The sequence below is a fragment of the Streptomyces sp. 7R007 genome, assembly GCF_054850255.1.
In genome coordinates this window covers 22102-46142 of record NZ_JBTWMV010000033.1, presented here as the reverse complement: position 1 = coordinate 46142, position 24041 = coordinate 22102, and the positions used below count along the sequence as shown (strand labels likewise).

At 72.4% G+C, this 24041-nt stretch carries 20 protein-coding genes and 2 pseudogenes; 12 read left to right on the top strand and 10 right to left on the bottom strand.

What is annotated here, in order from left to right; translation table 11 throughout:
• Window positions 1–73 precede the first annotated feature (73 nt).
• From ACYF6T_RS32125 to ACYF6T_RS32105, 5 genes and pseudogenes are all read left to right on the top strand, one after another.
• Window positions 74–1669: an ABC transporter substrate-binding protein gene (locus ACYF6T_RS32125; RefSeq protein ID WP_461700874.1), complete on the top strand. Its 1596-nt coding sequence runs from the start codon at window positions 74–76 to the stop codon at window positions 1667–1669.
• 4 nt (window positions 1670–1673) lie between these two features.
• Window positions 1674–2633 (top strand): ABC transporter permease, encoded by a 960-nt coding sequence (locus ACYF6T_RS32120; protein ID WP_461700873.1) that lies wholly within the window; start codon window positions 1674–1676, stop codon window positions 2631–2633.
• Window positions 2633–4640, top strand: a pseudogene (locus ACYF6T_RS32115) (dipeptide/oligopeptide/nickel ABC transporter permease/ATP-binding protein). Before ACYF6T_RS32120 ends, ACYF6T_RS32115 begins: the two are co-directional and overlap by 1 nt.
• Window positions 4637–5653 carry an oligopeptide/dipeptide ABC transporter ATP-binding protein gene (locus ACYF6T_RS32110; RefSeq protein WP_461700872.1) on the top strand — a complete coding sequence of 339 codons (1017 nt, stop codon included), beginning with the start codon at window positions 4637–4639 and terminating at the stop codon, window positions 5651–5653. The pseudogene ACYF6T_RS32115 and the gene ACYF6T_RS32110 overlap by 4 nt, the downstream one beginning before the upstream one ends.
• Window positions 5653–6579 (top strand): dihydrodipicolinate synthase family protein, encoded by a 927-nt coding sequence (locus ACYF6T_RS32105; RefSeq protein WP_461700911.1) that lies wholly within the window; start codon window positions 5653–5655, stop codon window positions 6577–6579. The genes ACYF6T_RS32110 and ACYF6T_RS32105 overlap by 1 nt, the downstream gene beginning before the upstream one ends.
• A gap of 6 nt (window positions 6580–6585) precedes the next feature.
• Here ACYF6T_RS32105 and ACYF6T_RS32100 read toward each other — a convergent pair whose 3' ends face one another.
• The 6 genes and pseudogenes from ACYF6T_RS32100 to leuA form a co-directional block, all read right to left on the bottom strand.
• Entirely contained in the window at window positions 6586–7761 is a 1176-nt protein-coding gene (locus ACYF6T_RS32100; protein WP_461700871.1) for a sialidase family protein, read from the bottom strand.
• Complete coding sequence (locus ACYF6T_RS32095) at window positions 7758–8423, bottom strand: response regulator (RefSeq protein WP_461700870.1); 666 nt, start codon at window positions 8421–8423, stop codon at window positions 7758–7760. Before ACYF6T_RS32095 ends, ACYF6T_RS32100 begins: the two co-directional genes overlap by 4 nt.
• Window positions 8420–9625, bottom strand: a complete 1206-nt coding sequence (locus ACYF6T_RS32090) for a sensor histidine kinase (protein WP_461700869.1) — start codon at window positions 9623–9625, stop codon at window positions 8420–8422. Before ACYF6T_RS32090 ends, ACYF6T_RS32095 begins: the two co-directional genes overlap by 4 nt.
• Before the next feature lie 22 nt (window positions 9626–9647).
• Window positions 9648–9971: pseudogene (locus ACYF6T_RS32085) on the bottom strand (MMPL family transporter); the annotation flags it as partial.
• Window positions 9972–10175: 204 nt separating this feature from the next.
• Window positions 10176–10871 (bottom strand): TerB family tellurite resistance protein, encoded by a 696-nt coding sequence (locus ACYF6T_RS32080; RefSeq protein ID WP_461700868.1) that lies wholly within the window; start codon window positions 10869–10871, stop codon window positions 10176–10178.
• 184 nt (window positions 10872–11055) lie between these two features.
• Window positions 11056–12777 (bottom strand): 2-isopropylmalate synthase, encoded by a 1722-nt coding sequence (leuA, locus tag ACYF6T_RS32075; protein WP_461700867.1) that lies wholly within the window; start codon window positions 12775–12777, stop codon window positions 11056–11058.
• A 319-nt stretch (window positions 12778–13096) separates the two neighbouring features.
• Between leuA and ACYF6T_RS32070 the strand changes: the two genes are divergently transcribed.
• From ACYF6T_RS32070 to ACYF6T_RS32055, 4 genes are all read left to right on the top strand, one after another.
• Entirely contained in the window at window positions 13097–14170 is a 1074-nt protein-coding gene (locus ACYF6T_RS32070; RefSeq protein WP_461700866.1) for a M4 family metallopeptidase, read from the top strand.
• Window positions 14171–14191: 21 nt separating this feature from the next.
• Window positions 14192–14458, top strand: coding sequence for a protealysin inhibitor emfourin (locus ACYF6T_RS32065; RefSeq protein ID WP_461700865.1), 267 nt, complete (start codon window positions 14192–14194; stop codon window positions 14456–14458).
• 65 nt (window positions 14459–14523) lie between these two features.
• Complete coding sequence (locus ACYF6T_RS32060) at window positions 14524–15825, top strand: GH1 family beta-glucosidase (RefSeq protein ID WP_461700864.1); 1302 nt, start codon at window positions 14524–14526, stop codon at window positions 15823–15825.
• Window positions 15822–17060: an MFS transporter gene (locus ACYF6T_RS32055; protein ID WP_461700863.1), complete on the top strand. Its 1239-nt coding sequence runs from the start codon at window positions 15822–15824 to the stop codon at window positions 17058–17060. The genes ACYF6T_RS32060 and ACYF6T_RS32055 overlap by 4 nt, the downstream gene beginning before the upstream one ends.
• A gap of 33 nt (window positions 17061–17093) precedes the next feature.
• Here ACYF6T_RS32055 and ACYF6T_RS32050 read toward each other — a convergent pair whose 3' ends face one another.
• Window positions 17094–17948 carry an NAD-dependent epimerase/dehydratase family protein gene (locus ACYF6T_RS32050; protein ID WP_461700862.1) on the bottom strand — a complete coding sequence of 285 codons (855 nt, stop codon included), beginning with the start codon at window positions 17946–17948 and terminating at the stop codon, window positions 17094–17096.
• Window positions 17949–18067: 119 nt separating this feature from the next.
• On the opposite strand from ACYF6T_RS32050, the gene ACYF6T_RS32045 reads away from it, so the two are divergent.
• A complete protein-coding gene (locus ACYF6T_RS32045; protein WP_461700861.1) occupies window positions 18068–18925 on the top strand; it encodes a helix-turn-helix transcriptional regulator in 858 nt (285 codons plus the stop codon).
• Here ACYF6T_RS32045 and era read toward each other — a convergent pair.
• Window positions 18905–19858 carry a GTPase Era gene (gene era / locus ACYF6T_RS32040; protein ID WP_461700860.1) on the bottom strand — a complete coding sequence of 318 codons (954 nt, stop codon included), beginning with the start codon at window positions 19856–19858 and terminating at the stop codon, window positions 18905–18907. The two genes, ACYF6T_RS32045 and era, sit on opposite strands and share 21 nt — an antisense overlap.
• A 139-nt stretch (window positions 19859–19997) precedes the next feature.
• On the opposite strand from era, the gene ACYF6T_RS32035 reads away from it, so the two are divergent.
• Window positions 19998–21323: an ammonium transporter gene (locus ACYF6T_RS32035; RefSeq protein WP_461700859.1), complete on the top strand. Its 1326-nt coding sequence runs from the start codon at window positions 19998–20000 to the stop codon at window positions 21321–21323.
• A complete protein-coding gene (locus ACYF6T_RS32030) occupies window positions 21320–21658 on the top strand; it encodes a P-II family nitrogen regulator (protein ID WP_461700858.1) in 339 nt (112 codons plus the stop codon). Before ACYF6T_RS32035 ends, ACYF6T_RS32030 begins: the two co-directional genes overlap by 4 nt.
• Here ACYF6T_RS32030 and ACYF6T_RS32025 read toward each other — a convergent pair.
• Both ACYF6T_RS32025 and ACYF6T_RS32020 read right to left on the bottom strand, forming a co-directional pair.
• Window positions 21552–22568, bottom strand: coding sequence for a WxL protein peptidoglycan domain-containing protein (locus ACYF6T_RS32025; RefSeq protein WP_461700857.1), 1017 nt, complete (start codon window positions 22566–22568; stop codon window positions 21552–21554). The two genes, ACYF6T_RS32030 and ACYF6T_RS32025, sit on opposite strands and share 107 nt — an antisense overlap.
• Window positions 22569–22630: 62 nt before the next feature.
• Complete coding sequence (locus tag ACYF6T_RS32020) at window positions 22631–23950, bottom strand: beta-xylosidase (RefSeq protein ID WP_461700856.1); 1320 nt, start codon at window positions 23948–23950, stop codon at window positions 22631–22633.
• Window positions 23951–24041: the final 91 nt, after the last annotated feature.

Sequence of the window (24041 nt, the reverse complement as noted above, 5' to 3'; positions counted from 1 at the left end):
CGCAGGACGTAGGACGTCGTACCTCCCGGGCGTACCTCCTCGCCGTATCTCCTCACCCTTCGCTGGAGGCACCGTGCACCGCCGGACCTTCCTGAAGTACACCGGCGCGCTGGGCGCGTCCGCCGCCGTCTCCGCGTCGCTCTCCGCCTGCTCCTCGGGGCCGCAGTCCACGAACGACACGGGCGGCGGCGGCAAGGACCGCACGCTGACGGCGGTCATCGGCTACGGCAACGACGGCTCCTGGGACCCCACCCAGACCGCGTCCGCCTTCTGCATGGCCGCCAACAACCACATCTACGAGGGCCTGCTCGACACCGACCCCATCTCCCGCGAGCCGTACGCGGCGCTCGGCACCGAGGTGCCCCGGGACCTCGACGCGACCTCTTGGAAGTTCACGCTGCGCGAGGGGGCGACGTTCCACGACGGCCACCCGGTCACCGCCGACGACGTCGTGTTCGTCTTCGACCGCATCCTCGACCCCGGCACCCAGACCCTCGCCAAGGGCTTCTTCGCGAGCTGGCTGAAGGAGGTCCGCAAGATCGACGACCGGAACGTCGAGCTGGTGCTCGCGTTCCCCTTCCCCGAAGGGGTTTCGCGGCTCACGCTGGCCAAGATCATGCCCCGGCACGTGTTCTCGCGGCCGGGCGCCTGGGACGACGCCGTCAAGGGCAGAGCGATCGGCTCCGGACCGTACCGGCAGACCGCGCACCACCCGAAGTCGAACACCACCTTCGCCGCCTTCGACGCCTACAACGGCCCGCGTCCGCCGGCGTTCCGGACGATGAACTGGCTGACGATCGTCGACGCCGCCCCGCGCGTGGCGCGGATCTCGGGTGCCGGCGCCGGCGCGCAGATCGCCGACAACATCCCCTACGCCAACATCGAGCAGCTCAGGAGCAGCGGTCTGTCCGTCGCCGGCGGGGCCGGGATGAACAACCTGTTCCTGATGTTCAACACCCGGCACAAGCCCTTCGACGACGTGCGGGTGCGGCAGGCGCTGCACTACGCCATCGACACCGAGAAGATGGTGCAGGTGGCCCTGAAGGGGCACGGCAGGCCGTCGTCGTCGTTCCTCAACGAGGGCAATCCCGCCTACCGCAGGGCCAGGACGGTCTACGACCACGACCCCGACCGGGCGAAGGCGCTGCTGAAGGCCGCCGGGGTGAGGAACCTGAAGATCGACCTCCTGGCCGTGAACGTGAGCTGGATCGTCGACTGCCTGCCGACCATCAAGGCGTCCTGGGACGCGATCGGCGTCCCGACGACCCTCTTCCCGCAGGAGACGACCGCTGTCTTCACCAAGATGGACCAGAAGCAGGACTACCAGGTGGTCGCCGCCGCCTCCAACCCCAACCAGTTCGGCCTCGACGCCGACCTGATCATGCACTACAACTACGGTCCCGCCAACCTCTGGATGGGCTACACCCGTTGGGCCGGCGACCCGGTCGCCAAGCGGCTGTTCAGGGACATGGACCGGGCCACCCGGGAAGCGGACCCGGAGAAGAAGAAGACGATGATCCAGGACTACATCGACATCGTCGCCGAACAGGCCGTGCTCTACCCCGTGGTCCACAACGAGCTGATGACGGCGTGGGACCCGAGGAAGCTCACGGGCATAAGGGCACAGCCGTATCCGGGCATCAACCTCCTCCAGGCCAAGTGGGTCTAGCGCGATGACCGCGGTCGTCCGCATCCTGCTCCGCCGCCTCGCCCTGCTGGTGCCGCTGATGCTCGGCATCGTGCTGTTCGTGTTCCTGGTGATGCGGTTCTCCGACGTCGACCCGGCCTCCGCGTTCTTCCAGGGCGCCAACCCCACCCCGCGGCAACTGCACGACTTCCGCGAGCGCAACGGCCTGCTGGACCCGCTGCCGGTGCGCTACGTCCACTTCGTCGGCGACCTGCTCCACGGCGACATGGGCACCAGCGCGCTGACCCGGGCGCCGGTCGTCGACCAGGTGACCACCGCGCTGCCGCTCACCCTCCAGCTGACCTTCCTGGGCCTGGGCGTCGCGGTCGTGCTGTCCCTGCTGGGCGGGGTGACGGCGGCGATCCACCGGGACCGGCTGCCGGACCAGATCATCCGCGTCGTCTCCCTGACCGGCGTCGCCGCGCCCGCCTTCTGGCTGGCGCTGCTGATGATCCAGTACCTGGCGGTCGACCTCGGCTGGTTCCCGACCGGCGGCTACATCAACCCGGCCGACTCCCTCACCGGCTGGCTGCGGACGATGGCCCTGCCGGCGCTCGCGCTCTCCCTGCCGGTGGCGGCCCAGCTGACGCGGGTGGTGCGGACGTCGGTGGTGGAGGAGCTGGACAAGGACTACGTCCGCACGGCGATCGGCAGCGGGCTGCCCCCGCGGGTGGTGGTGGGCCGCAACGTGCTGCGCAACGCGCTGATCAACCCGCTCACCGTGCTCGGCCTGCGCGTCGGCTACCTCCTCGGCGGCGCGGTCGTCATCGAGACGATCTTCTCGCTGCCCGGCATGGGCAAGCTGATGATCGACGCCGTCAAGAACGGCGACCCGGCCGTCGTCCAAGGCGTCGTGCTGACCACGGCGACCGGCTTCGTCGTCGTGAACCTCGTCATCGACGTCCTGTATCTGCTGGTCAACCCACGCCTGAGGGAAGCGTCCTGATGTTCACACGCGCCCGGCTCACCGAGGCCCTGGCCCGCCCCGGCGTCCGCCTGCGCGGCCTGCGCCGGCTGCCGCCGCCGTCCAGGGCCGCCGTCTGCTTCCTGGCGCTGGTGGTCCTGGTGGCCCTCCTCGCCCCACTGCTCGCCCCGGACGACCCGCTCGACCAGCAGGCCCCGGTCGACGGCACCGGGCATCCGTCCGGCGCGCACTGGATGGGCCAGGACAGCCTCGGCCGGGACATCCTCAGCCGGCTGATGTACGGCGCCCGCTGGTCGCTGGCCATCGGGCTCGGCGCGACGGCGCTGGCGCTGGTGGCGGGGGCGCTGATCGGCGCGGTCGCGGCGACCTCCCGCAGGGCCGTGGACGAGACGCTGATGCGCTGTCTGGACGTGGTGATGGCCTTTCCCGGCATCGCGCTCGCCGCCGTGCTGGTGGCCGTGTTCGGCGGTGGGATCACCGTCCTGATCTGCGCGATCGCGTTCCTGTTCACGCCCCCGGTGGCGAGGGTCGTGCGCGCCAACGTCCTGGACCAGTACGGCGAGGACTACGTCACGGCGGAACGGGTGATCGGCGCCCGCACGCACCACATCGTGCTGCGGCACGTGGCCGTCAACTGCCTCGCCCCGGTGCTGGTGTTCTGCACGGTCCAGGTCGCCGAGGCCATCGTCTTCGAGGCGTCGCTGTCCTTCGTCGGAGCGGGCGTACGGCCCCCCGACCCGTCCTGGGGCAGCGTCATCGCCGACGGCAAGAACATGGTGCTGACCGGGGGCTGGTGGGCCACCGTCTTCCCCGGGCTGCTGATCCTGGTGACCGTGCTGTCGCTGAACATCCTCTCCGAGGGCGTGTCGGACGCGTGGGCGGCCCCGCGGCCCGCCCCGGGAGGTGGCGGCGGGGCGGGCCGAGGACCGGCTCCAGGCCCCGGAACCGGGCAGCGGCGAGGTGCTCGCGCTGCCCGGCCTCGCGGAGGCGGCCGAGCGGCTGCGGACCCGGCGCGCCGCGGAGGCGGCCACGGGCCCCGCACCCCTTCAGGGTGCGGCACGACCCCCGGTTCTGGCCGTCGAGAACCTCGCCGTCGGCTTCCCCGACCGGCACCACGGCGTCGACATCGTCGACGGCATCGGCTTCGAGGTGTACCCCGGTGAAGTCCTGGGCCTGGTCGGCGAGTCGGGGTGCGGGAAGTCGCTGACCGCGCTCGCGGTCATGGGCCTGGAGCCCAAGGGCGCCCGGGTGCGCGGCCAGATCCGCTTCGACCAACGGGATCTGGTCGCCGAGCCCATGCGGGCGCGGCGCCGGCTGCTGGGCCACGAGATGGCGATGGTCTACCAGGACGCCCTGTCCTCACTGAACCCGGCGATGACCATCCGCGCTCAGCTGAGGCAGGTCGTACGGCGCGGCGGCCACCGCAGCCCCGCCGAACTCCTCACCCTCGTCGGCCTCGACCCCGGCCGCACCCTGCGCAGCTACCCGCACGAACTCTCCGGCGGCCAGCGCCAGCGCGTCCTGATCGCCATGGCCCTCTCCCGCGACCCGAAGCTGATCGTCGCCGACGAGCCGACGACCGCGCTGGACGTCACGGTCCAGGCGCAGGTGATGGACCTGCTGCTGCGGCTGCGCGCGGAGCTGGGCTTCGCGCTGATCCTGGTCTCGCACGACCTGGCGCTCGTCGCGGACGTCACCGACCGGGTGGTGGTGATGTACGGCGGGCAGATCGTGGAGACCGGCGTGACCGCGGACCTGGTGGAGGCGCCGGCCCACCACTACACGCGCGGGCTGCTGGGCAGCGTGCTGTCGCTGGAGTCGGCCGCCGCGCGGCTGACGCAGATCAAGGGCGTCGTCCCCGCCCCCGCCGACTTCCCCGCGGGCTGCCGCTTCGCCGACCGGTGTCCGCTGGCGAGCGAGGTCTGCCGCACGACCCCGCCCGACCTGACGGGCACCCGCACCCACACGGCGGCCTGCCACCACCCGGCCGTCGACCTCGTGACGACGCGGACGGAGGCGGCCCGGTGAACGCGATCGTCGAACTGGCCGGCGTCCACGTCCTGCACCGGGCGCGCGGCGGCGGCCTGTTCGCCCGGGACCGGGTGCACGCCCTGACCGGCGCGGACCTCGCCGTCGCGCCCGGCGAGACGGTGGGCGTGGTCGGCGAGTCCGGGTGCGGCAAGTCGACGCTGGCGAGGGTGCTGGTCGGCGTCCAGCGGCCGACGTCCGGCACGGTCTCCTTCCAGGGCCGCGACCTGTGGGCCATGCCCCCGGCCGAGCGGCGCAAGGCCGTCGGCACGGGCGCCGGCATGGTCTTCCAGGACCCGTCGACCGCCCTGAACCGCCGGCTGACCGTCCGCCGTGTCCTGCGCGACCCCCTGGACGTGCACGCACGCGGCACGAAGGAGCAACGGGAGGAGCGGGTACGGGAGTTGATGTCCCTGGTCGGCCTGCCCGGCGCGCTCGCCGAGGCCCTGCCCGGCCAGTTGTCCGGCGGCCAGCGCCAACGCGTCGCGATCGCCCGGGCGTTGGCCCTGGACCCGGCCCTGGTGGTGGCGGACGAGCCGACGAGCGCGCTGGACGTGTCGGTGCGCGCCCAGATCCTCAACCTCCTGCTCGACCTGCGGGAACGCCTCGGCCTGGCCCTGGTGTTCGTCTCGCACGACATCCAGACGGTACGGCGGATGAGTGACCGCGTGATCACCATGTACCTCGGCCGGATCGTCGAGGAGTGCCCGGCCGCCGAGGTCACCGACCGCGCCCGCCACCCGTACACCCGCGCCCTGTTCTCCGCCACGCCCGGGCTGCTCGATCCCGTCGACCCGATCCCGCTGACCGGCCCGGTCCCCTCGGCGACCCGCCCGCCCAGCGGCTGCCCCTTCCGCACCCGCTGCTGGAAGGCCGACGACCTGTGCGCGGCGGACATGCCCGGCTTCTCGACCGCGTCGACCGCCGGACACCGCTACCGCTGCCACCATCCTGTAGGGGAGGACCAGTCGACGCGCGACCTCGTGCGCCAGAGCAATACCAGGGAGCCATGATGACCTTCCCCTCCCCTCTCACCGGTGTCGTCCCGCCCGTGTGCACGCCCCTGACGCCGGAGGGCGAGGTGGACGTGCCCTCGCTGCTCCGGCTGGTCGACCATCTCGTCGGCGGCGGGGTGGACGCGCTGTTCGTGCTGGGCTCCTCGTCGGAGGCGGCGTATCTGCGCGACCGGCAGCGCCGGCGGGTGGTCGAGGCGGTGGTGGCCCACGCCGGCGGGCAGCTGCCCGTGCTGGCGGGGGCGATCGACATGACGACGCCGCGCGTCCTGGACCACGTCGAGTCCGTCACGGCGGCGGGCGCGGACGCGGTGGTCGTGACGGCGCCCTTCTACGCCCGCACCCACCCGGCCGAGATCGCCCGCCACTACCGGCTGGTCGCCGCGGCCTGCCCCGTGCCGGTCATCGCCTACGACATCCCGGTCTCCGTGCACACCAGGCTGCCCGCGGACGTGGTCCTGGAGCTGGCCGCCGACGGCACGCTCGCCGGCCTGAAGGACTCCAGCGGCGATCTGGCGGGCTTCCGCGAGGTCGTCACCGGCGCCCGCGCCCACGCCGGCTTCAGCGTGCTGACCGGCTCCGAGCTGGTCGTCGACTCCGCGCTCGCGCTGGGCGCCCACGGGGCCGTGCCCGGCCTCGCCAACGTCGACCCGCACGGCTACGTCCGCCTCGACCGGCTGTGCCGGGCCGGCGACTGGCAGCGGGCGCGGGCCGAACAGGAGCGGCTGTGCGCCCTGTTCGGCCTGGTGCGGGCCGGGGACCCGGGGCGGATGGGCGGCGGCTCGGCGGCGCTGGGCGGGTTCAAGGCGGCGCTGCACCTGCGCGGGATCATCGACTGCCCGGCGACCGCGGAACCCCAGGTCCCGCTGGCGCCGGAGGAGATCGAGCAGGTCGGCAAGTTCCTGGCCGCCGCCGGGCTGCTGTAGGACCGTCTAGATGACCAGCCGGTGGAACTCGATCGTCTCGTACGGCCCCGTCCCGCCCGTCTCGTACAGGATGCCGACCGTGTGCCGGCCCGGCTGCGTCAAGTCGCTGTAGGCGGCCGGCCGCTGGGACAGCGTCAGTGCCTTGGTGAAGGTGGCGCCGCCGTCCTGGCTGCGCCACACCGCCATCGCGCGGCGGGCGCCCGGAACGGACGGCCCCGAGAACAGCAAGGGGCGTCGTGCGCCGCGGAGTTGCAGGACACTGCCCTCCACCACCGGCACGTCGTTCAGCGTGGGCTGGACGGCGTAGGGGCGGTCGAGACTGCGGCCGCCGTCGCCGGAGTAGGTGTCGAGGCGGTTGCCGGGGCTGGTGCCGTTCTGGTCGCGGGCACTGAAGTAGAGGCGGCCGTCGGGAAGTTGGGCGGCGGTGGACTCGTTGGCGTTGTCCACGCCGTCGTAGCTGTCGTCGACGAAGCCGAGGTGCCAGGTGCGGCCGTGGTCGTCGCTGTAGAGGGCGTGGGCGCCGTAGTACCTCGCCTCCTGGCCGGTGTCGGCGGAGCCGGGCGGCGGGGCGGCGGAGTGGTCGGCGGGGATCACCAGGCGCCCGGCGTGCGGGCCGCGGGTCAGCGCGAGCGCGTGCCCCGGTCCCGTCGCGTACCAGCGCCAGCCGCGCGGCTTGACCTCGTCGGTGATGTCCCGGGGCGGGCTGAAGTGCCGCCCGTCGTCCCGGCTGCGCTGCACGAACACCCGGCGGCTCTGCGCCGCGGTGACCTCGCCGCGCATGATCTGCGCCTCCGTGACGAGACCGCTGTTGTACGAGGTGACGAGGACGACGTCGCCGGTGGCCGGGTCGACGACGGGGGCCGGGTTGCCGCGGGTGTCCCCGTTTCCGGCGGCGACCACCTCCAGCGGGCCCCAGGTGCAGCCGCCGTCGGGGGAGCGCCGCAGCACGACGTCGATGTCGCCGGAGTCGGCGGCGCTGTCGTTGCGGCCCTCGGCGAAGGCGAGGACCGTGCCGCGCCGGGTGGTGACCGTCGCCGGGATGCGGTACGTGTCGTGGCCGTCCTCGCCCGCCGTGTAGGGCACGGACGTCGTGCAGGCCGGGGCGGTGGAGGCGTGCGCGGTCGCCGTGGTGGGGGCGAGCAGGCCGAGGGTGACGAGGAGGGTGCGGCTCAGGAGGGTCACGGTCCCATCGTTCCCGGGGTCACCAGTCCCGACTCGTAGGCCACCATGACCAACTGCGCCCGGTCCCGCGCCCCGAGCTTGCCCATGATCCGGCTGACGTGGGTCTTGGCGGTGAGCGGGCTCAGGGTCAACGCCTCGGCGATCTCGGTGTTGTTGAGCCCCCGCGCGACCAGCGCCAGCACCTCCCGCTCCCGTTCGGACAGGCACTCGGGGCCGCCGGTCGCGGGCGCCTGCGGGGCGCGCAGGAACCGCTCGATCAGCCGTGCCGTGGGCCCCGGCGACAGCAGGGCCTCGCCCGCGGCCACCGTCCGGATGGCGTCGAGGAGTTCGGCCGGACGGGTGTCCTTGACCAGGAACCCGGAGGCGCCGGCGCGCAGGGCCTCGACGATGTTCTCGTCGGTGTCGTAGGTGGTCAGGACGAGGATGCGGACGTCCGTGAGCGCGGGCTCCGTGGCGATGCGCCGGGTCGCCTCGATGCCGTCCAGGTCGGGCATGCGGATGTCCATCACGACCAGGTCGGGGCGTTCGGCGCGGGCCAGTTCGACGGCCTCGCGGCCGGTGGCCGCCTGTCCGACGACCTCCATGTCCGGCGCCGACTCCACCAGCATGGCGAACGCGGCCCGCACCAGGGTCTGGTCGTCGGCGAGCAGTACCCGGATCATCTGCTGTCCTCCAGCGGCAGTACGGCCCTCACCTCGAAGCCTCCGTCGGCACGCGGCCCGGCGTCGAGTGTGCCACCGACGCTGCGTGCCCTCTCCCCCATGCCGACCAGCCCGAATCCGGGGGTGTGGCCGGGCAGGGGGCCGGTGCCGTCGTCGGTGACGGACAGGTGCAGGGCGCCGTCGGCCTCGTGCAACGCGAGCTGGACGGCGGGTTCGGGGCCCGCGTGGCGGACGGCGTTGGTCAGCGCCTCCTGGGCGATGCGGTAGGCGGCGGCGCCGACGGCGGGCGGGGCGTGGGTGACGCGCACGTCCTGTTCGACGCGGGCGCCGGCGAGGCGGGCGGCCTCCACCAGGTCGGGCAGTCCGTCGAGGCCGGGCAGGGGGCCGCGGGCGTCGCCGTGCTCGCCGGCGCGCAGCACCTCCAGCGTGGTGCGCAGTTCCCCGCGCGCGCTGCGGCAGGTCTCGGCGATGTCGTCGAGGGCCTTGGCGACCGTCTGCCGGTCCAGCCGCTCGGGGTCGGCGGCCAGGACGTGGGCGGCGACCGAGGTCTGCACGCCGATGAGGGTGATGCTGTGGGCGAGCAGGTCGTGCAGGTCGCGGGCGATGCGCAGGCGTTCCTCGGCGACCCGGCGGCGGGCCTCCTCCTCGCGGGTGCGCTCGGCGCGTTCGGCCCGTTCGACGATTCCGGCGACGTACTGCCGGTAGTAGCGGACGTCGACCCCGCAGAAGAGGACCGCGATCACCCAGCCGGAGACGCGCAGCAGTTCGACGGCCTGGTGGGCGCTGACCGTGAGCATCACGGTGAAGGCGACGGCGAGGACGAGGACGCCGGTCAGGGCCGTGCGCACGGGGCGGCTGGTGACGGCCACCGTGTACAGGGCGGTCATGACGACGGGGGTCGGCGCCTGGTGGTTGTTGTCGAGGGCGTGGTACGGCATGGCCAGCGCCCCGGTCGCCAGGAGCACCGCCAGCGGGTGGCGGCGCCGCCACACGAGGGGCACGTGGGCGGCGAGCAGCAGCGTCCAGCCGAGTGCGTCGGGGCGGTGGGCGGGGTCGGTGAGGAGCGCGAGGGCCACGGCCGCCGTCGCGAGGGCGGCGGCCAGGACGGCGTCGTTGCGGGTGCCGTGGGCGGCGGTGCGCGGATCACGGCTGATCACGGCCATGATCCGCTCGCCGGTGGTGGGGTGCTGCACGGTGTTCATCTTCCGGCAGCCGGCGGCCGCTTCACACCGGCTCCGGCAGACGTTCCGCCGGCTCCGGCCGCGGCTCGCGTGCCAGCCGCCCCGGCCACCACACGCGCCGCTTCAGCAGCACGCTCGCCGTGGTCACCAGGTACGTCCGCACCAGGAAGGTGTCCAGCAGCACCCCGACCGCGATCACGAACCCGAGCTCGACGAGCCCGACCAGCGGCAGCGTGGTCAGCACGGCGAAGGTCGCGGCGAGGACGACACCGGCCGAGGCGATCACCCCGCCGGTGGTGCGCAGCGCCGTCAGCGCGGCCGTCTGCGGCGCGGCACCGGCGCGGGACTCCTCGCGCATGCGGTGCATGAAGACGCGCCGGCCGAGCAGGACCAGCAGCGCCGGCAGCAGGGCGGTCCCCATGGACGCCATCTCCCTCCGGTCGGTCGTCTGGATGGCTTCCAGACTCCCGGCGCGGCGGGGGCGGATCGTCGGGCGCGGGGGCGAGGTGCGGGGTACTGCGGCGGGTGACCGGGCGGGGCCATTACTCCCCGGGGAGTATCAGGGGGAGGGTCAGGACGGCGTGCGGGCCGCCGCCAGCAGGCGGGTGACGTCGTCGGCGCAGATGGTCAGGGCCGCGCCGACCGTGGTCAGCACGTCGCGTTCGGCCGGTGTGTAGGGGCCGTCGGCCAGGGCGATGCGGGCGCCCTGGAGCAGGATCGACTCGCGGCCCACGGGGGCGAGGTGCGGGGCGAGGGGGTCGAGGGCCTCGTGGAGTTCTATGGCGAGGCCGGCTCCGCAGGACTGGCCGTAGGTGCGGCCGGTGTCGGCGGCCAGGGCCTCGACCAGTGCGGCCAGCTGTTCCTCCGTGCAGTCGTCGAAACCGGCCGCGCGCACCGCGCCGGCGGCGGTCTCCAGGGACGTACGCGAACAGGTGCCGCCCGCGGCCAGCACCGCGAGGGCGACCGTGTGGACGGCGTCGCGGAGCATGGCGGAGAAGCGGGTGGTGGTGGGGTGGTCGAGGACGTCGGTGCCGAAGTGGCGGCGGCAGGCGGCGCACTCGACGACCGGGCCGGTCTCGCCGCGCGGCAGCACCGGGACGCCGAGGAGGGTGAAGCGGCGGCGGCCGGTCAGGCGCTGGTAGTTGCGGTCGCCCCCGCACCCCGGGCAGAAGAACTCGCCGTCTCCGACGGGCGTCCACGCGGTGCGGGTGCCCAGGAGGCGCGCAGGCCTGGCGGCTCGGCCGTTTCGTCCCCGTACAGGCAGCACGTCGCACCTCCGTAACCCCGCGGCAACATCGCCGCGCTTGCGTGATGTTAGCCACATCGAGGAGGCGTAGTCAGCACCCTGGACGAGACCTTTCCGTGACCTCCACGTCCGGGTGGCCGATAAACGACGGGGCCTTGATCGCCGTATACAGCGATCAAGGCCCCGAAACCACCGGTCAGAGGGGTTATCGCGCCGCGCGGTTGACCGCGGAGACGACCGCCTTGAGGGACGCACGCGTCGTGTTCGCGTCGATTCCGATTCCCCACAGAACCTTGCCGTCGATCGCGCACTCGATGTAGGACGCGGCCTGCGCGGAGGCGCCCTCCGACATCGTGTGCTCCTGGTAGTCCAGCAGACGTACGTCGATGCCGATGGACTGCAGGGCGTCGAAGAAGGCCGAGATCGGGCCGTTGCCCGAGCCGGTCAGGACGGTGTCCTCGCCGTCGACGCTCGCCTCGACGGTGAGGGTGTCCACGCCGTCCGTGTCGGTGGTCGACTGACCGGTCTTCACCTGGATACGGCCCCAGGGGTTGTCCGGGTTCGGCAGGTACTCGTCCTGGAAGACCGCCCAGATGTCGGCGCCGGTGACCTCGCCGCCCTCGGCGTCCGTCTTCGCCTGGATGATCTTCGAGAACTCGATCTGCATCCGGCGGGGCAGGTCCAGCTTGTGGTCGTTCTTCAGGACGTATGCGATACCGCCCTTGCCGGACTGCGAGTTGACGCGGATGACGGCCTCGTAGGAGCGGCCGACGTCCTTGGGGTCGATCGGCAGGTAGGGCACCGCCCACTCGATGTCGTCGACGGTGACGCCCTTGGCCCTGGCGTCGGCCTCCATCGCGTCGAAGCCCTTCTTGATGGCGTCCTGGTGGGAGCCGGAGAAGGACGTGTAGACCAGGTCGCCCACGTACGGGTGGCGCGGGTGGACCTCCATCTGGTTGCAGTACTCCCACACCCGGCGGATCTCGTCGATGTCGGAGAAGTCGATCTGCGGGTCGACGCCCTGGGAGAAGAGGTTCATCCCCAGCGTGACCAGGTCGACGTTGCCGGTGCGCTCGCCCTGCCCGAACAGGCAGCCCTCGATGCGGTCGGCGCCGGCCATCAGCGCCAGCTCGGCCGCCGCCACCGCCGTGCCGCGGTCGTTGTGCGGGTGGACGGACAGGCAGACGTACTCGCGCCGGGAGAGGTTGCGGTGCATCCACTCGAAGCGGTCGGCGTGGGTCGAGGGGGTCGAACGCTCCACGGTCGCCGGCAGGTTGAGGATGATCTCGCGGTCCGGACCGGGCTGCCAGACGTCCATCACCGCCTCGCAGACCTCCAGCGCGAAGTCCAGCTCGGTGTCGGTGAAGATCTCCGGCGAGTACTGGTAGCCGAACTCCGTCTCCGGGCCCAGCAGCTTCTCGGCGTACTCCATCACCAGCCGGGTGCCGTCCACGGCGATCTGCTTGATGTCGTCCTTGGAGCCGCGGAAGACGACCCGGCGGAAGACCGGCGCGGTGGCGTTGTACAGGTGGACGGTCGCGCGCTTGGCGCCCTTCAGCGACTCCACCGTGCGCTCGATCAGGTCCTCGCGGGCCTGGGTCAGCACGGAGATCGTCACGTCGTCCGGGATCGCGCCCTCTTCCTCGATGATCGAGCGCACGAAGTCGAAGTCGGTCTGCCCGGAGGCCGGGAAGCCGACCTCGATCTCCTTGTAGCCCATCTTGACCAGCTGGTCGAACATCCGGCGCTTGCGCTCGGGCGACATCGGGTCGATCAGGGCCTGGTTGCCGTCGCGCAGGTCGGTGGAGAGCCAGCGGGGGGCCACGGTGACGCGCTGGTCGGGCCAGGTGCGGTCGGGGATGTCGACCTGCTCGTACCGGCCGTACTTGTGGATCGGCATGGTGCTGGGCTGCTGGCGGTTCGCCATGATTGCGGGGCTCCTCAAGGTGTCCGGAAGGACGGCCGACGACGCAACGCGAAGCTCCGCGGGGAGGGAGTCGACCTGGACTACAGGCCCTCGCCGCGGCAGCTAAGAAGAAGCAGCCCGAAACGCATGATGCGCAGCATGCTAGTCGGTCCGCTCCGGGCGCGGGGCTCCGTATCAGTATGCGGGACCGGCGGAACGAAGAGGACAAAACGTGCTCTATACCACTCCGTCACGGACTGTATGCCCGGCTGTCCCGATATTTCACCAATCATGGTGGCGGGTAGTGACACGCACATAACCCAGTGCAAGGGTTCCGGGCATGACGAAGACCAACGGGGGCTTCGAGCCCGTCTTCTGCACCATCGTGCCGCCCCATGTCCTCGACAAGCTGGCCCAGCACGAGGACCCCGCGCTCGCCGGACCCGCCCGCGCGTCCCTGGAGCACGACGCCTACGTCCGCACCCACCGCCGCCTGACCACCGTCATCGGCGCCCCGACCCTCGCCCCGCCGGCCGGCGCCGCCGCGGGCAAGCCGCACCGCACGATCTACGACGCCAAGCACCTGGAGACCCTGCCGGGCCGCAAGGTCCGCTCCGAGAGCGACGCCCCGGGCAAGGACGCCACCGTCAACCGCGCCTACGACGGCCTCGGCGCCACCTTCGACTTCTACCTGAAGGCGTACGGGCGCACCTCCATCGACGGCGAGGGCATGCCGCTCAACGCCAGCGTCCACTACGGCGAGAACTACGACAACGCCTTCTGGGACGGCACCCAGATGGTCTTCGGCGACGGGGACAACGAGATCTTCGTCGACTTCACCATCCCGGTCGACGTCATCGGCCACGAGCTGACCCACGGCGTCACCCAGCACACCGCCAACCTCACCTACTTCGGCCAGCCGGGCGCCCTGAACGAGTCGGTCTCCGACGTCTTCGGCTCCCTGATCAAGCAGTACCTGCTCGGCCAGACCGCCGCCGAGGCCGACTGGCTGATCGGCGCCGGCCTGCTCGCCCCGCGCGTCACCGGCAAGGCGCTGCGCTCCATGAAGGAGCCGGGCACGGCCTACGACGACGACGTCCTCGGCAAGGACCCGCAGCCGGCGACCATGGACGACTTCGTCCGCACCGGCCGCGACAACGGCGGCGTCCACATCAACTCCGGCATCCCCAACCACGCCTTCTACCTGGTCGCCACGGCGCTCGGCGGGCACGCCTGGGAGAAGGCCGGCCAGATCTGGTACGACGTCCTGACCGGCGGCCAACTCAAGAAGGACGCCCTGTTCGCGGACTTCGCCAAGCTCACCGTCGCCGCCGCCAAAGCCCGCTACAGCGAGGGCGAGGAACTCCAGGCGGTGCTGAAAGCCTGGGAGCAGGTCGGGGTGCGCACGGCGTAGTTCCGTACTAGACACGGACCCATGCGTATTCGAGTGAGGCGCACGGGCGGATTCGCGGGCATCGAGCGCAGCGCCGAGGTGGACACCTCGGGGCGGCCCGACGCACACGAGTGGCAGACCCTCGCCGAGAAGGCGATCGCCGACGGGCGGCGCACGCCGCCCGTCGGGGTTCCCGACGGTTTCAGCTACGAGATCACGGCGGGCGGCAGGACGGTGTACGCGGCCGATCCCCGGCTCACCGAGGAGCAGCGGCAGCTGGTCTCCCGGGTGCTGAAGGAAGGCGCGTAGAGCCGTAACAGGTCCTTCACGCACGGGCGTTGACTTCCTTACTGGCCGGTAAGGATGATCCGCGCATGACGAACCCGATACCTCAGTTCCCGGCGGGCTTCCTGTGGGGCGTCTCCACCTCCGCCCACCAGATCGAGGGCGCGGCCGACGAGCGCGAGCCGTCCGTGTGGGACGCCTTCACGGCCGAGCCGGGCCGGGTCAAGGACGGCTCGACGGCGGCCGTGGCCTGCGACCACTACCACCGCTACCGCGAGGACGTGGCCCTGCTGGCGGACCTGGGCGTGGACGCGTACCGCTTCTCCGTCTCCTGGCCGCGGGTGAACTCCCCGGGCGGGCTGGACTTCTACGACCGCCTCGTGGACGAGCTGTGCGCGGCGGGCGTACGTCCGGTGCCCACCCTCTTCCACTGGGACCTGCCGGTGACCCTGGACTGGCTGGAGCGGGACACCGCGGACCGGTTCGCGGAGTACGTGTCCGTGGTCGCCGAGCGGCTGGGCGACCGCGTCAAGAAGTGGATCACCCTCAACGAGCCCGCGGAACACACCCTGCTGGGGCACGCGCTGGGCGCCCACGCGCCCGGGAAGCAGCTGATGTTCGACGCGCTGCCGGTCGCCCACCACCAGTTGCTCGCCCACGGCCTCGCCGTACGGGCGCTGCGCGCGGCCGGGGCCGCGGACATCGGGATCGCCAACTCGCACGGCCCGACCTGGCCGGCCTCCCAGGAGGCGGCCGACGTGGAGGCGGCGGGCTTCTACGACCTGCTGCTCAACCGCCTGTTCGCCGAGCCCCTCCTGCTCGGCCGGTACCCGGAGGGGCTCGGCGCGTTGATGCCGGGCGACGTGGAGGCCGACCTCAAGGTCATCGCCGAACCCCTCGACTGGTACGGCGTCAACTACTACGCGCCGACCAGGGTGGGCGCCCCGCAGGGCGCGGACATCGAGTTCGGCGGGCTGACGATCCCCGCCGAACTCCCCTTCTCGGTACGGGACATCGAGGGCGTCCCGGTGACGGACTTCGGCTGGCCCGTGGTACCCGAGGGCCTGACGGAGCTCCTCACCGGCTTCCGCGACCGCTACGGCGACCGCCTGCCGCCCGTCGTCATCACCGAGAACGGCTGCAGTTACGACGGCCTCGACGACCAGGACCGGATCGCCTACCTCGACGGCCACGTCCGGGCGTTGCACCGGGCGGTGGAGGCGGGCGTCGACGTGCGCGGCTACTTCGTGTGGTCGCTGCTGGACAACTTCGAGTGGGCCGAAGGGTACGCGCGCCGGTTCGGGCTGGTCCACGTGGACTTCGCGACGCTCGCGCGGACGCCGAAGGCCTCGTACGGCTGGTACCGGGAGCTGCTCCGGGCCCAGCGGTGACCTCGGCCCTGGCGGAGCCCGCCGAACAGGTCGGCAAGGGCTGGACGGCGGCGCTGTCGCTGGCCAACGTGGCGATCTGGGTGGGCTGGTACGGGCCCCTGCAGATCCTGCTGGCCCGGCAGGCGGAGGACTTCGCCCCCGGCACCGGGATGTCGAAGGAGACGCTGCTGGCGTGGGTGACGGGCGCGGGCGCGCTGGTGTCGCTGGCGGCGAACCCGTTCTTCGGCGCGCTGTCGGACCGCACCACGGCACGCTGGGGCCGCCGTACGCCGTGGGTCGTGGCCGGGGCGGCGGGCGGGGCGCTGTCGCTGCTGCTGCTCGCCGGCGCGGGCGGGGTGGGGGTGATGGCGCTCGGCTGGTGCCTGGTCCAGCTGACGCTGAACGCCTCCTTCGCGGCCGTGACGGCGGCCGTGCCGGACCGGGTGCCGCGGCGGCAGCGGGGCGCGGTGGGCGGCTGGCTGGGCGCGGCGCAGATCCTCGGGGCGGTCGCCGGGACGGGGCTGGCGACGGCGGCGGGCTCTCTCGCGGCCGGCTATGCGGCGTGCGCGGTGTTCGCGCTGGCGGGCGTGCTGCCGTACGTCGTGCGGTACGAGGATCTCAGGCTGGCGGTGGCCGACCGGCCGGCGTGGTCCGCGCGGGACTTCCTGCGCGGGTTCTGGATCAGTCCGCGCCGTCACCCGGACTTCGGCTGGGCCTGGCTGACCCGTTTCCTGATCAACCTCAGCAACGCGCTGGTGATCCTCTACCTCCTGTACTACCTGCGCGACGGCCTGCACCGCCCCGACCCGGAACAGGGCGTGCTGGTCCTGACGGCGGTGGACAGCGTGGCGCTGCTGGCGACGGTCGTGGTGGGCGGCGTCTGGTCGGACCGGGTGGGCCGGCGCAAGCCGTTCGTGCTGTGGTCCGGGGTGCTGATGGCGGCGGCCACCGCGCTGCTGTCCGTCTGGCAGACCTGGCCGAGCGCGATCCTCGCGGCGGCGCTGCTGGGGGTGGCTCTCGGGGTGTTCATGTCGGTCGACTTCGCGCTGATGACGGACGTGCTGCCGAAGGCGCTGGACCGCGGCAAGGACCTCGGGGTGATCAACGTCGCCAACGCCCTGCCCCAGGTGGCGGCGCCCGCCCTCGCCGCGCCGATCGTCACCTACCTGGGCGGATACCGGGTGCTGTATCTGGTGGCGGCGGCGATCGGGCTGGCGGGGGCGGTGCTGGTGGGGCGGATCAGGGGCGTGGAGTGACCCCTTCGTGGATCTGGTGACCCCTTCGTGGATCTACAGCGCGCCCGCGTCCCGGGCGGTGTACACCGACGGGAACAGGGGCCGGTAGCCCAGCTCGCGGCGGATGCGGTCGGTGGACATGATCGCGAGGAACGGGTCCGGGTCGGTGCGGGTGTGCAGTTCCGCGGGCGGCTCCACACCGTTGAGCTGGTGCAGCTCCACCGCCGTCACGGGCGTGTCGTCGGCGATGTTGTAGATCCGGCCGGCGATCCCCGGGGCGTGCAGCAGGCGCAGCAGGCCCTGGGCGACGTCCGCGTGGTGGCCCATGTGCAGCCGCTGGGCCGCCGCCCAGTGCCCGGCCCAGCGCAGGACGTCCCCGAGGTGCGGGTCCCCTTCGCCGTACACGAAGGGGAGCCGGCCGACGCGGACGTCCATGCCGTCCATCGCCAGCAGTTCCCGCTCGGCCGCGGCCTTGGACTCCGGGTAGGCGCCCCACATCGCGCCGCCGGGCCTGCTCTCGTCGTCCTCGGTCAGCGGGCGGCCGCGTCCGGTGCCGTACACCAGCCCGGTGCTGACCTGCACGAAGCGCCGGACGCCGGCGGCGCGGGCGGCCCGGCCCAGTTCGATGGCCGCGTCCCGGTTGACGGCCCGCGCCTCCTCGTCCGGCACGCCGCGGAAGGCGGCGGCGACGTTGATCACGGCGTGCACGCCGGCGACCGCCTTGCCGAGGGCGTCCGTGTCGCGCAGGTCGCCGACGACGACCTCGGCGCCCAGGTCGGCGAACGGCTCCCCGCGGGCGGCGTCCCGCACCAGGACCCGTACCCGCTCCTCGCCCCTGCTCTGCGCCAGCAGCCTCGGCACGAAGCGCCGTCCGACCTGTCCCGTGGTCCCTGTCACCAATGTCAGCATGTGCTGCTCCTCTCGTCCCGGCCCAGCCTTCAGCGGGGACGCCGGTGCCGGGAGAGACCCGTCGATCGGGGGATCGGCAGACCCTGGATAAGCCGGGCGGCCTCGCGCACGCTTGAGGGGTGAACCGAGCCGAACTCGCCGACTTCCTGCGCCGCGGCCGTGCCCGCCTGGACCCGTCCGACGTGGGCCTCGCGCCCGGCGCCCGCCGCCGCACGCCGGGGCTGCGCCGCGAGGAGGTGGCCCAGCTGGCCGGCATGTCGGTCGACTACTACACACGCCTGGAGCAGTCGCGGGGGCCGCGCCCGTCCCGCCAGATGCTGACGGCGATGGCGCGGGCGCTGCGGCTGACGGACGCCGAGCACGACCATCTGTTCCACCTGGCCGGGGAGGAGCCGCCGCGGCGGGAGACGGCGTCGGCGCACGTCCGGCCGGGGCTGCTGCTGATCCTGGACCGGCTGTACGACACCCCGGCGCAGCTGGTGAACGACTGCGGTGAGGTGCTGGCGCAGAACGCGATGGCGAAGGCGCTGATCGGCGACGTGATGTCCCGGCCACGGCGGGAGCGGAACCTGGTGCGGCGCTTCTTCCTGGAGCCTACGGCGCGCCGGCTGTTCCCGGACGAGGACCACGAGCCGCACGCGCGCTCCCATGTCGCCCACCTCCGCGCGCTGACCGCCGCCCGGCCCGACGACCCGGAACCGGCCGCGCTGGTCGCCGAACTGCGGTCTGCCAGCGCGGAGTTCGCGCGCCTGTGGGGCGAGCACGAGGTGTCGCTGCGCGACCGCGCGACCAAACGCTTCCAGCACCCCCTGGTGGGCCTGCTGGAGCTGGACTGCGAGGTGATGCTCAGCCACGAGCACCACCACCTGCTGATCGTCCACACGGCCCGCCCGGGCACGGAGTCCTACGAACGCCTGCAGCTGCTGCGGGTGGTGGGCCTGCAGAACCTGACCCCGTCAGAAGCCCAGACGCCGTAGCTGCTTGGGATCCCGCTGCCAGTCCTTCGCCACCTTCACGTGCAGGTCCAGGAAGACCGGGGTTCCCAGGAGGGCCTCGATCTGTTTGCGGGACTTGATGCCGACCTCCTTCAGGCGCTTGCCCTTGGGGCCGATGATGATGCCCTTCTGGCTGGGGCGTTCGATGAACAGGTTGGCGTGGATGTCGAGGAGCGGCTTGTCGGCCGGGCGGTCCTCGCGCGGGAGCATCTCCTCGACGACCACCGCGATGGAGTGCGGCAGCTCGTCGCGGACGCCCTCCAGGGCCGCCTCGCGGATCAGCTCGGCGATCATGACCTGCTCGGGCTCGTCGGTGAGGTCGCCCTCGGGGTAGAGCGCCGGACCCTCGGGCAGGAGCGGCACGAGGAGGTCGGCCAGCAGGCTCACCTGCTTGTCCCCCACCGCCGACACCGGCACGATCTCCGCCCACTCGATGCCCAGCTCCTTGCCGAGCTGGTCGATGGCGATCAGCTGCTCGGCGAGGGCCTTGGAGTCGACGAGGTCCGTCTTGGTGACGATCGCCACCTTGGGCGTCTTGCGGATGCCGGCGAGTTCCTTGGCGATGAAACGGTCACCGGGCCCGATCTTCTCGTTCGCCGGCAGGCAGAAGCCGATCACGTCCACCTCGGCCCACGTCGTGCGCACGACGTCGTTGAGCCGCTCGCCCAGCAGTGTGCGCGGCTTGTGCAGCCCGGGGGTGTCGACCAGGATGAGCTGGGCGTCCTCCCGGTGCACGATGCCCCGCACGGTGTGCCGCGTGGTCTGCGGCTGGTTCGCGGTGATCGCCACCTTCTGCCCGACCAGAGCGTTCGTGAGGGTGGACTTGCCCGCGTTGGGGCGGCCCACGAAGCAGGCGAAGCCGGCGCGGTGGACGGCCTCGGCCGGCTGCTCGGATGACTGGGTACGAACACTCATGGCGTTCATTGTCCCTGATCCCCGGAGTCCCGCCGCACGGTGAGATTTCGGTAACCCCGGCGCAACGAAACGTCACGGAAACACAGCCGTACGCAACCGGAAACGCACGCCGGTGACCCTCTGACGAGCCCCCACCCCGTTGGAGACGACCGTGACGACCTTCGCCGCCGCGCACGCGGACACCGGTGACACCGCCTGGCTGCTCGCCGCCACCGCCCTCGTCCTGCTGATGACCCCGGGTCTGGCCCTCTTCTACGGCGGCATGGTCCGCACGAAGAGCGTGCTGAACATGCTGATGATGAGCTTCGTGTCGATCGCCCTGGTGACGGTCGTGTGGCTGGCGGGCGGCTACTCCCTCGCCTTCGGCGACGACGTCGGCGGCGGACTGATCGGGAGTCTGCGGCACGCCGGCATGGCGGGCCTGGGCCCCGGCAGCCTGCACGGCACCGTCCCCACCCTGCTGTTCGCCACCTTCCAGCTCACCTTCGCGATCATCACGGCGGCCCTGGTCAGCGGCGCGATCGCGGACCGGGCGAAGTTCTCGGCATGGCTGGTCTTCGTCCCCGTGTGGGCACTGCTCGTATACGTTCCGGTGGCGCACTGGGTCTGGGGCCCGGGCGGCTGGATCCTGGACCGCCTCGGCGCCCTGGACTTCGCCGGCGGTCTGCCCGTCGAGATCACCTCGGGCGCCTCCGGGCTCGCCCTGTGCCTGGTCCTCGGCCCGCGGCTGGGCTTCAAGAAGGACGCCATGCGCCCGCACAACCTGCCCATGGTCGTGCTCGGCGCCGGTCTGCTGTGGTTCGGCTGGTTCGGCTTCAACGCCGGCTCCGCGCTCGGCGCCAACGGCCTGGCCGCCGCCGCCTTCCTCAACACCCTCGCCGCCGGCTGCACCGGCCTGCTGGGCTGGCTCTTCGTCGAGCAGAAGCGCGACGGCCACCCCACCACCCTGGGCGCGGCCTCCGGCGCGGTCGCCGGCCTGGTGGCGATCACGCCGTCCTGCGGCTCGGTCTCCCTGCTCGGCGCCCTGGTCGTCGGCCTCGCCGCCGGCGTCGTGTGCTCCTACGCCGTGAGCTGGAAGTTCAGGCTGAACTACGACGACTCCCTGGACGTCGTCGGCGTCCACTTGGTCGGCGGCGTCATCGGCACCCTGCTCATCGGGCTCTTCGCCGAGAAGGCGATGACCGGCGGGACGGAGGGCCTGTTCTACGGCGGCGGGCCGGGCCAGCTGGGCAGGCAGCTGGTGGCGGTGGTGGTCGTCGCCGCGTACGCCTTCGCCGTCACCTACGGGCTCGGCAAGCTGATCGACAGGACGATGGGCTTCCGGGCGAGCGAGGAGCAGGAGCACACCGGCCTGGACCTTACGGTGCACGCCGAGACCGCATACGATCACGGCGTCCTGGGCCACGGCGCCCCGGTCAGCTCCTCCGCCGTCCACTCCGCGCAGAAGGTCAAGAGCCAGGCATGAAGCTCATCACCGCGATCGTCAAGCCGTACCGCCTCGACGAGGTGAAGACCGCCCTCCAGGAGCTCGGCGTGCAGGGCCTCACCGTGACCGAGGCCAGCGGGTACGGCCGTCAGCGCGGCCACACCGAGGTCTACCGCGGCGCCGAGTACCAGGTCGACCTGGTGCCCAAGGTGCGCATCGAGGTCGTCGTCGAGGACTCCGACGCGGACGCCGTGATCGACGCGATCGTCAAGGCCGCGCAGACGGGGAAGATCGGGGACGGGAAGGTGTGGGCACTGCCGGTGGAGACGGTCGTACGGGTGCGGACGGGCGAGCGCGGTCCCGACGCGCTCTGACGAACAGCGTCGTCCCCACCGCGGTCACCGCCACCAGGACCGCCGCGACCAGCCACGGCAGAGCGAAGAAGGACGCGCTCGCCGACTGCCGGGTGCCCTTGGCGCTCGCGGTCAACGTCACGTCCCCCCAGTCGAGTTGGGGTGCGTCGCGCCAGGGTTCGGTGAGGCGGACGCGCTGGCCGGGCAGCAGTTCGGAGGGGACGCGCGACAGGTCGCGGGCCAGCAGGGTGCGGCCGAACAGGCCCTTCGCGCGCAGCTCGACCTTCGGGTCCAGGGTGACGTTGCCGGTGTTGTGGAGGGTGTAGGAGATCGTCGCGCCGCTGTCGCCGAGGCCGGGCACCAGCGGCTGGTGGTGGGTGACGTGGACGTGCTCCACGGCGATCGCGGCGAGGGTGGGGCCGCCCACCCGGAGGTAGACGCGGGCGCCGACGGCCCGCCGCACGCCGAGCGCGAGGGAGCCCTGGCCCGGGTCGACCCGCTCGTCGAGGGCGACCAGCGCGCCCGGGTGGTCGCCCGGTTCGGCGCCCTCGGGCACCCGCAGCGTGAATGGCACGGTGACCTTGGCGTGCGCGGGGACGGTGACCCGCGCCCTGGTGAGCTTCGCCCACGCCCCGACGCCCCGCTGCCGCTCGTTCAGCGTGCGCACGGCGAACCCGCCGTCGCGGGCGGTGTTGTAGGCGTCCGCCGCGTACAGCCGGAAGGTCAGCGGCCCGGCGGTCTTGTTGGCGACGACCACCTTGTCGGTGACCGACTGGCCGGGATCGACGGAGAGGTAGAAGTACGGGCGGGCCGCGATCCGGGAGGCGGCCGGATACACCGACCAGCTGCCGTTGTCGGCGGCGTGCGCGGGCGCGGGCGCGGCGAGGGCGCCGAGGAGGAGGCCGAGCAGGAGGACGTACAGCGTGCGCATGGGTGCGGACCCCCACGGGTGGCTACGACGGGTGGGACGGGCGGGTGCGGACGCCCGTACGCTCAGGTGAGCGTGAGGGTGAGCACGCCCGAGTAGGAGCCGGGAGGCGTGAACGCCGGTACGTCCAGCGAGAGCCGGGCGTCCGCGGTGAACTCGCCGCCGGTGAGCGTGCCGTTGGGGGTGGACGCCAGGGTCGCGCCCGAGGTGCCGACGGTGCCCGCCGAACCGGCCTGGCAGGTGCTGGGGCTGCCCGCCTTGGTGGCGCAGGCCGGGCTCCAGCTCAGCCTGCCCGCGTCGATCTTGGCGCCGGGTCCGGTGAAGTCGGTGACCTTGCCGGTGAGCGACCAGCCGGCCGGCCCGCCGCGGAAGTCCTGCACGGTCACGGTCTGCAGCGCGCCGGTCGACGCCCCGCCCTTGCCGAAGTCGACCGCCGACAGCGCGACGGCGTCCCCGGCCTGGGACATGGACAGCGTGCCCGCCTTCACGGTCGTCGTCAGCTTCTGACTGCCCGCCGGGACGGGCGTGTTGTCGATGACGGTGTACGCGGCCGGGCCGGCGCCCAGCGCGTCGCTCCACGCGCCGCCCTCGTAGGCCACGACCCCGGTCGTCGTCTTGTCGTTGACGACCAGCGGGCCGCTGAAGGTGCCGTCGGCGCCCGCGGTGACGGTCGCCGTGTCCGCGGTCTGGGTCGAGCCGGAGCGGCCGGCCAGGGTCACCGTGGCGCCCGGCGTGAAGTGGCTGCCGTCGACGGTGACGCTGTCACCGGGGTTCCCGGAGGCCGTGCGCAGGGAGATGGCACGGTTGTTGACCGGGGTGCCGGTGTCCGTCGCGGTGACGGTCTGCGACACCGGGGCGGGCGGGTTGGTCACCGTGCACGGGGTGTCCAGTTCGAGGATGTAGCTGGTGTGGATGTTGTAGTCGCCGGGCGAGAGCGTGATGGCGCCGGGCCTGGTCACCTCGAAGGTGCCGGTCATGGAGAACGACGGGAAGGCGCCGTTGCCCGGCACCGGGTCGTTCTTCTTGGGCCCGGTGACCGTGACGTCGCCGGTCTGCGCGCCGCCGAGGGTGACCTTGCCGGTGGGGGTCATGATGTCGGCCGGCAGGGCCAGGGCGGTCGGGTTGTTGGCGGCCGGTTTGACCACCGTGTAGGTCACGGTGACCGTGTCGCCGACCTTGGGCGTGGAGTTGTCGACCGAGACGGCGGCGGTGGTGGTGCCGTCGATCGGCGGGATGCCCGCGACCGCGGGCGGGATGCAGTGCGTGGCGAAGTCCACGTTCGTCGACGCGGAGGCCGGACAGGCCAGTGCGCCGCCCGCGGTGACCGCGAGCGCCGCACCCCCGAGCAGCGAGGCCCAGCGGCGTCTTCGGGTTGTCGAACCCATGGGTGTGCCCCCTTCCTTGTGCGCTCAGGGGGCATTGATGTGGGGATTGCGTGAGAAGTCAATGGAGATGGCGCAACTGAACTGATGGACC

Excerpts from the sequence above, each read along its gene's own strand:
- ACYF6T_RS32120 (WP_461700873.1), top strand. The coding sequence starts at position 1,674 with ATGACCGCGGTCGTCCGCATCCTGCTCCGCCGCCTCGCCCTGCTGGTG.
- ACYF6T_RS32105 (WP_461700911.1), top strand. The coding sequence starts at position 5,653 with ATGACCTTCCCCTCCCCTCTCACCGGTGTCGTCCCGCCCGTGTGCACG.
- ACYF6T_RS32095 (WP_461700870.1), bottom strand. The coding sequence starts at position 8,423 with ATGATCCGGGTACTGCTCGCCGACGACCAGACCCTGGTGCGGGCCGCG.
- ACYF6T_RS32090 (WP_461700869.1), bottom strand. The coding sequence starts at position 9,625 with ATGAACACCGTGCAGCACCCCACCACCGGCGAGCGGATCATGGCCGTG.
- leuA (WP_461700867.1), bottom strand. The coding sequence starts at position 12,777 with ATGGCGAACCGCCAGCAGCCCAGCACCATGCCGATCCACAAGTACGGC.
- ACYF6T_RS32070 (WP_461700866.1), top strand. The coding sequence starts at position 13,097 with ATGACGAAGACCAACGGGGGCTTCGAGCCCGTCTTCTGCACCATCGTG.
- ACYF6T_RS32065 (WP_461700865.1), top strand. The coding sequence starts at position 14,192 with ATGCGTATTCGAGTGAGGCGCACGGGCGGATTCGCGGGCATCGAGCGC.
- ACYF6T_RS32060 (WP_461700864.1), top strand. The coding sequence starts at position 14,524 with ATGACGAACCCGATACCTCAGTTCCCGGCGGGCTTCCTGTGGGGCGTC.
- ACYF6T_RS32050 (WP_461700862.1), bottom strand. The coding sequence starts at position 17,948 with ATGCTGACATTGGTGACAGGGACCACGGGACAGGTCGGACGGCGCTTC.
- era (WP_461700860.1), bottom strand. The coding sequence starts at position 19,858 with ATGAGTGTTCGTACCCAGTCATCCGAGCAGCCGGCCGAGGCCGTCCAC.
- ACYF6T_RS32030 (WP_461700858.1), top strand. The coding sequence starts at position 21,320 with ATGAAGCTCATCACCGCGATCGTCAAGCCGTACCGCCTCGACGAGGTG.
- ACYF6T_RS32025 (WP_461700857.1), bottom strand. The coding sequence starts at position 22,568 with ATGCGCACGCTGTACGTCCTCCTGCTCGGCCTCCTCCTCGGCGCCCTC.
- ACYF6T_RS32020 (WP_461700856.1), bottom strand. The coding sequence starts at position 23,950 with ATGGGTTCGACAACCCGAAGACGCCGCTGGGCCTCGCTGCTCGGGGGT.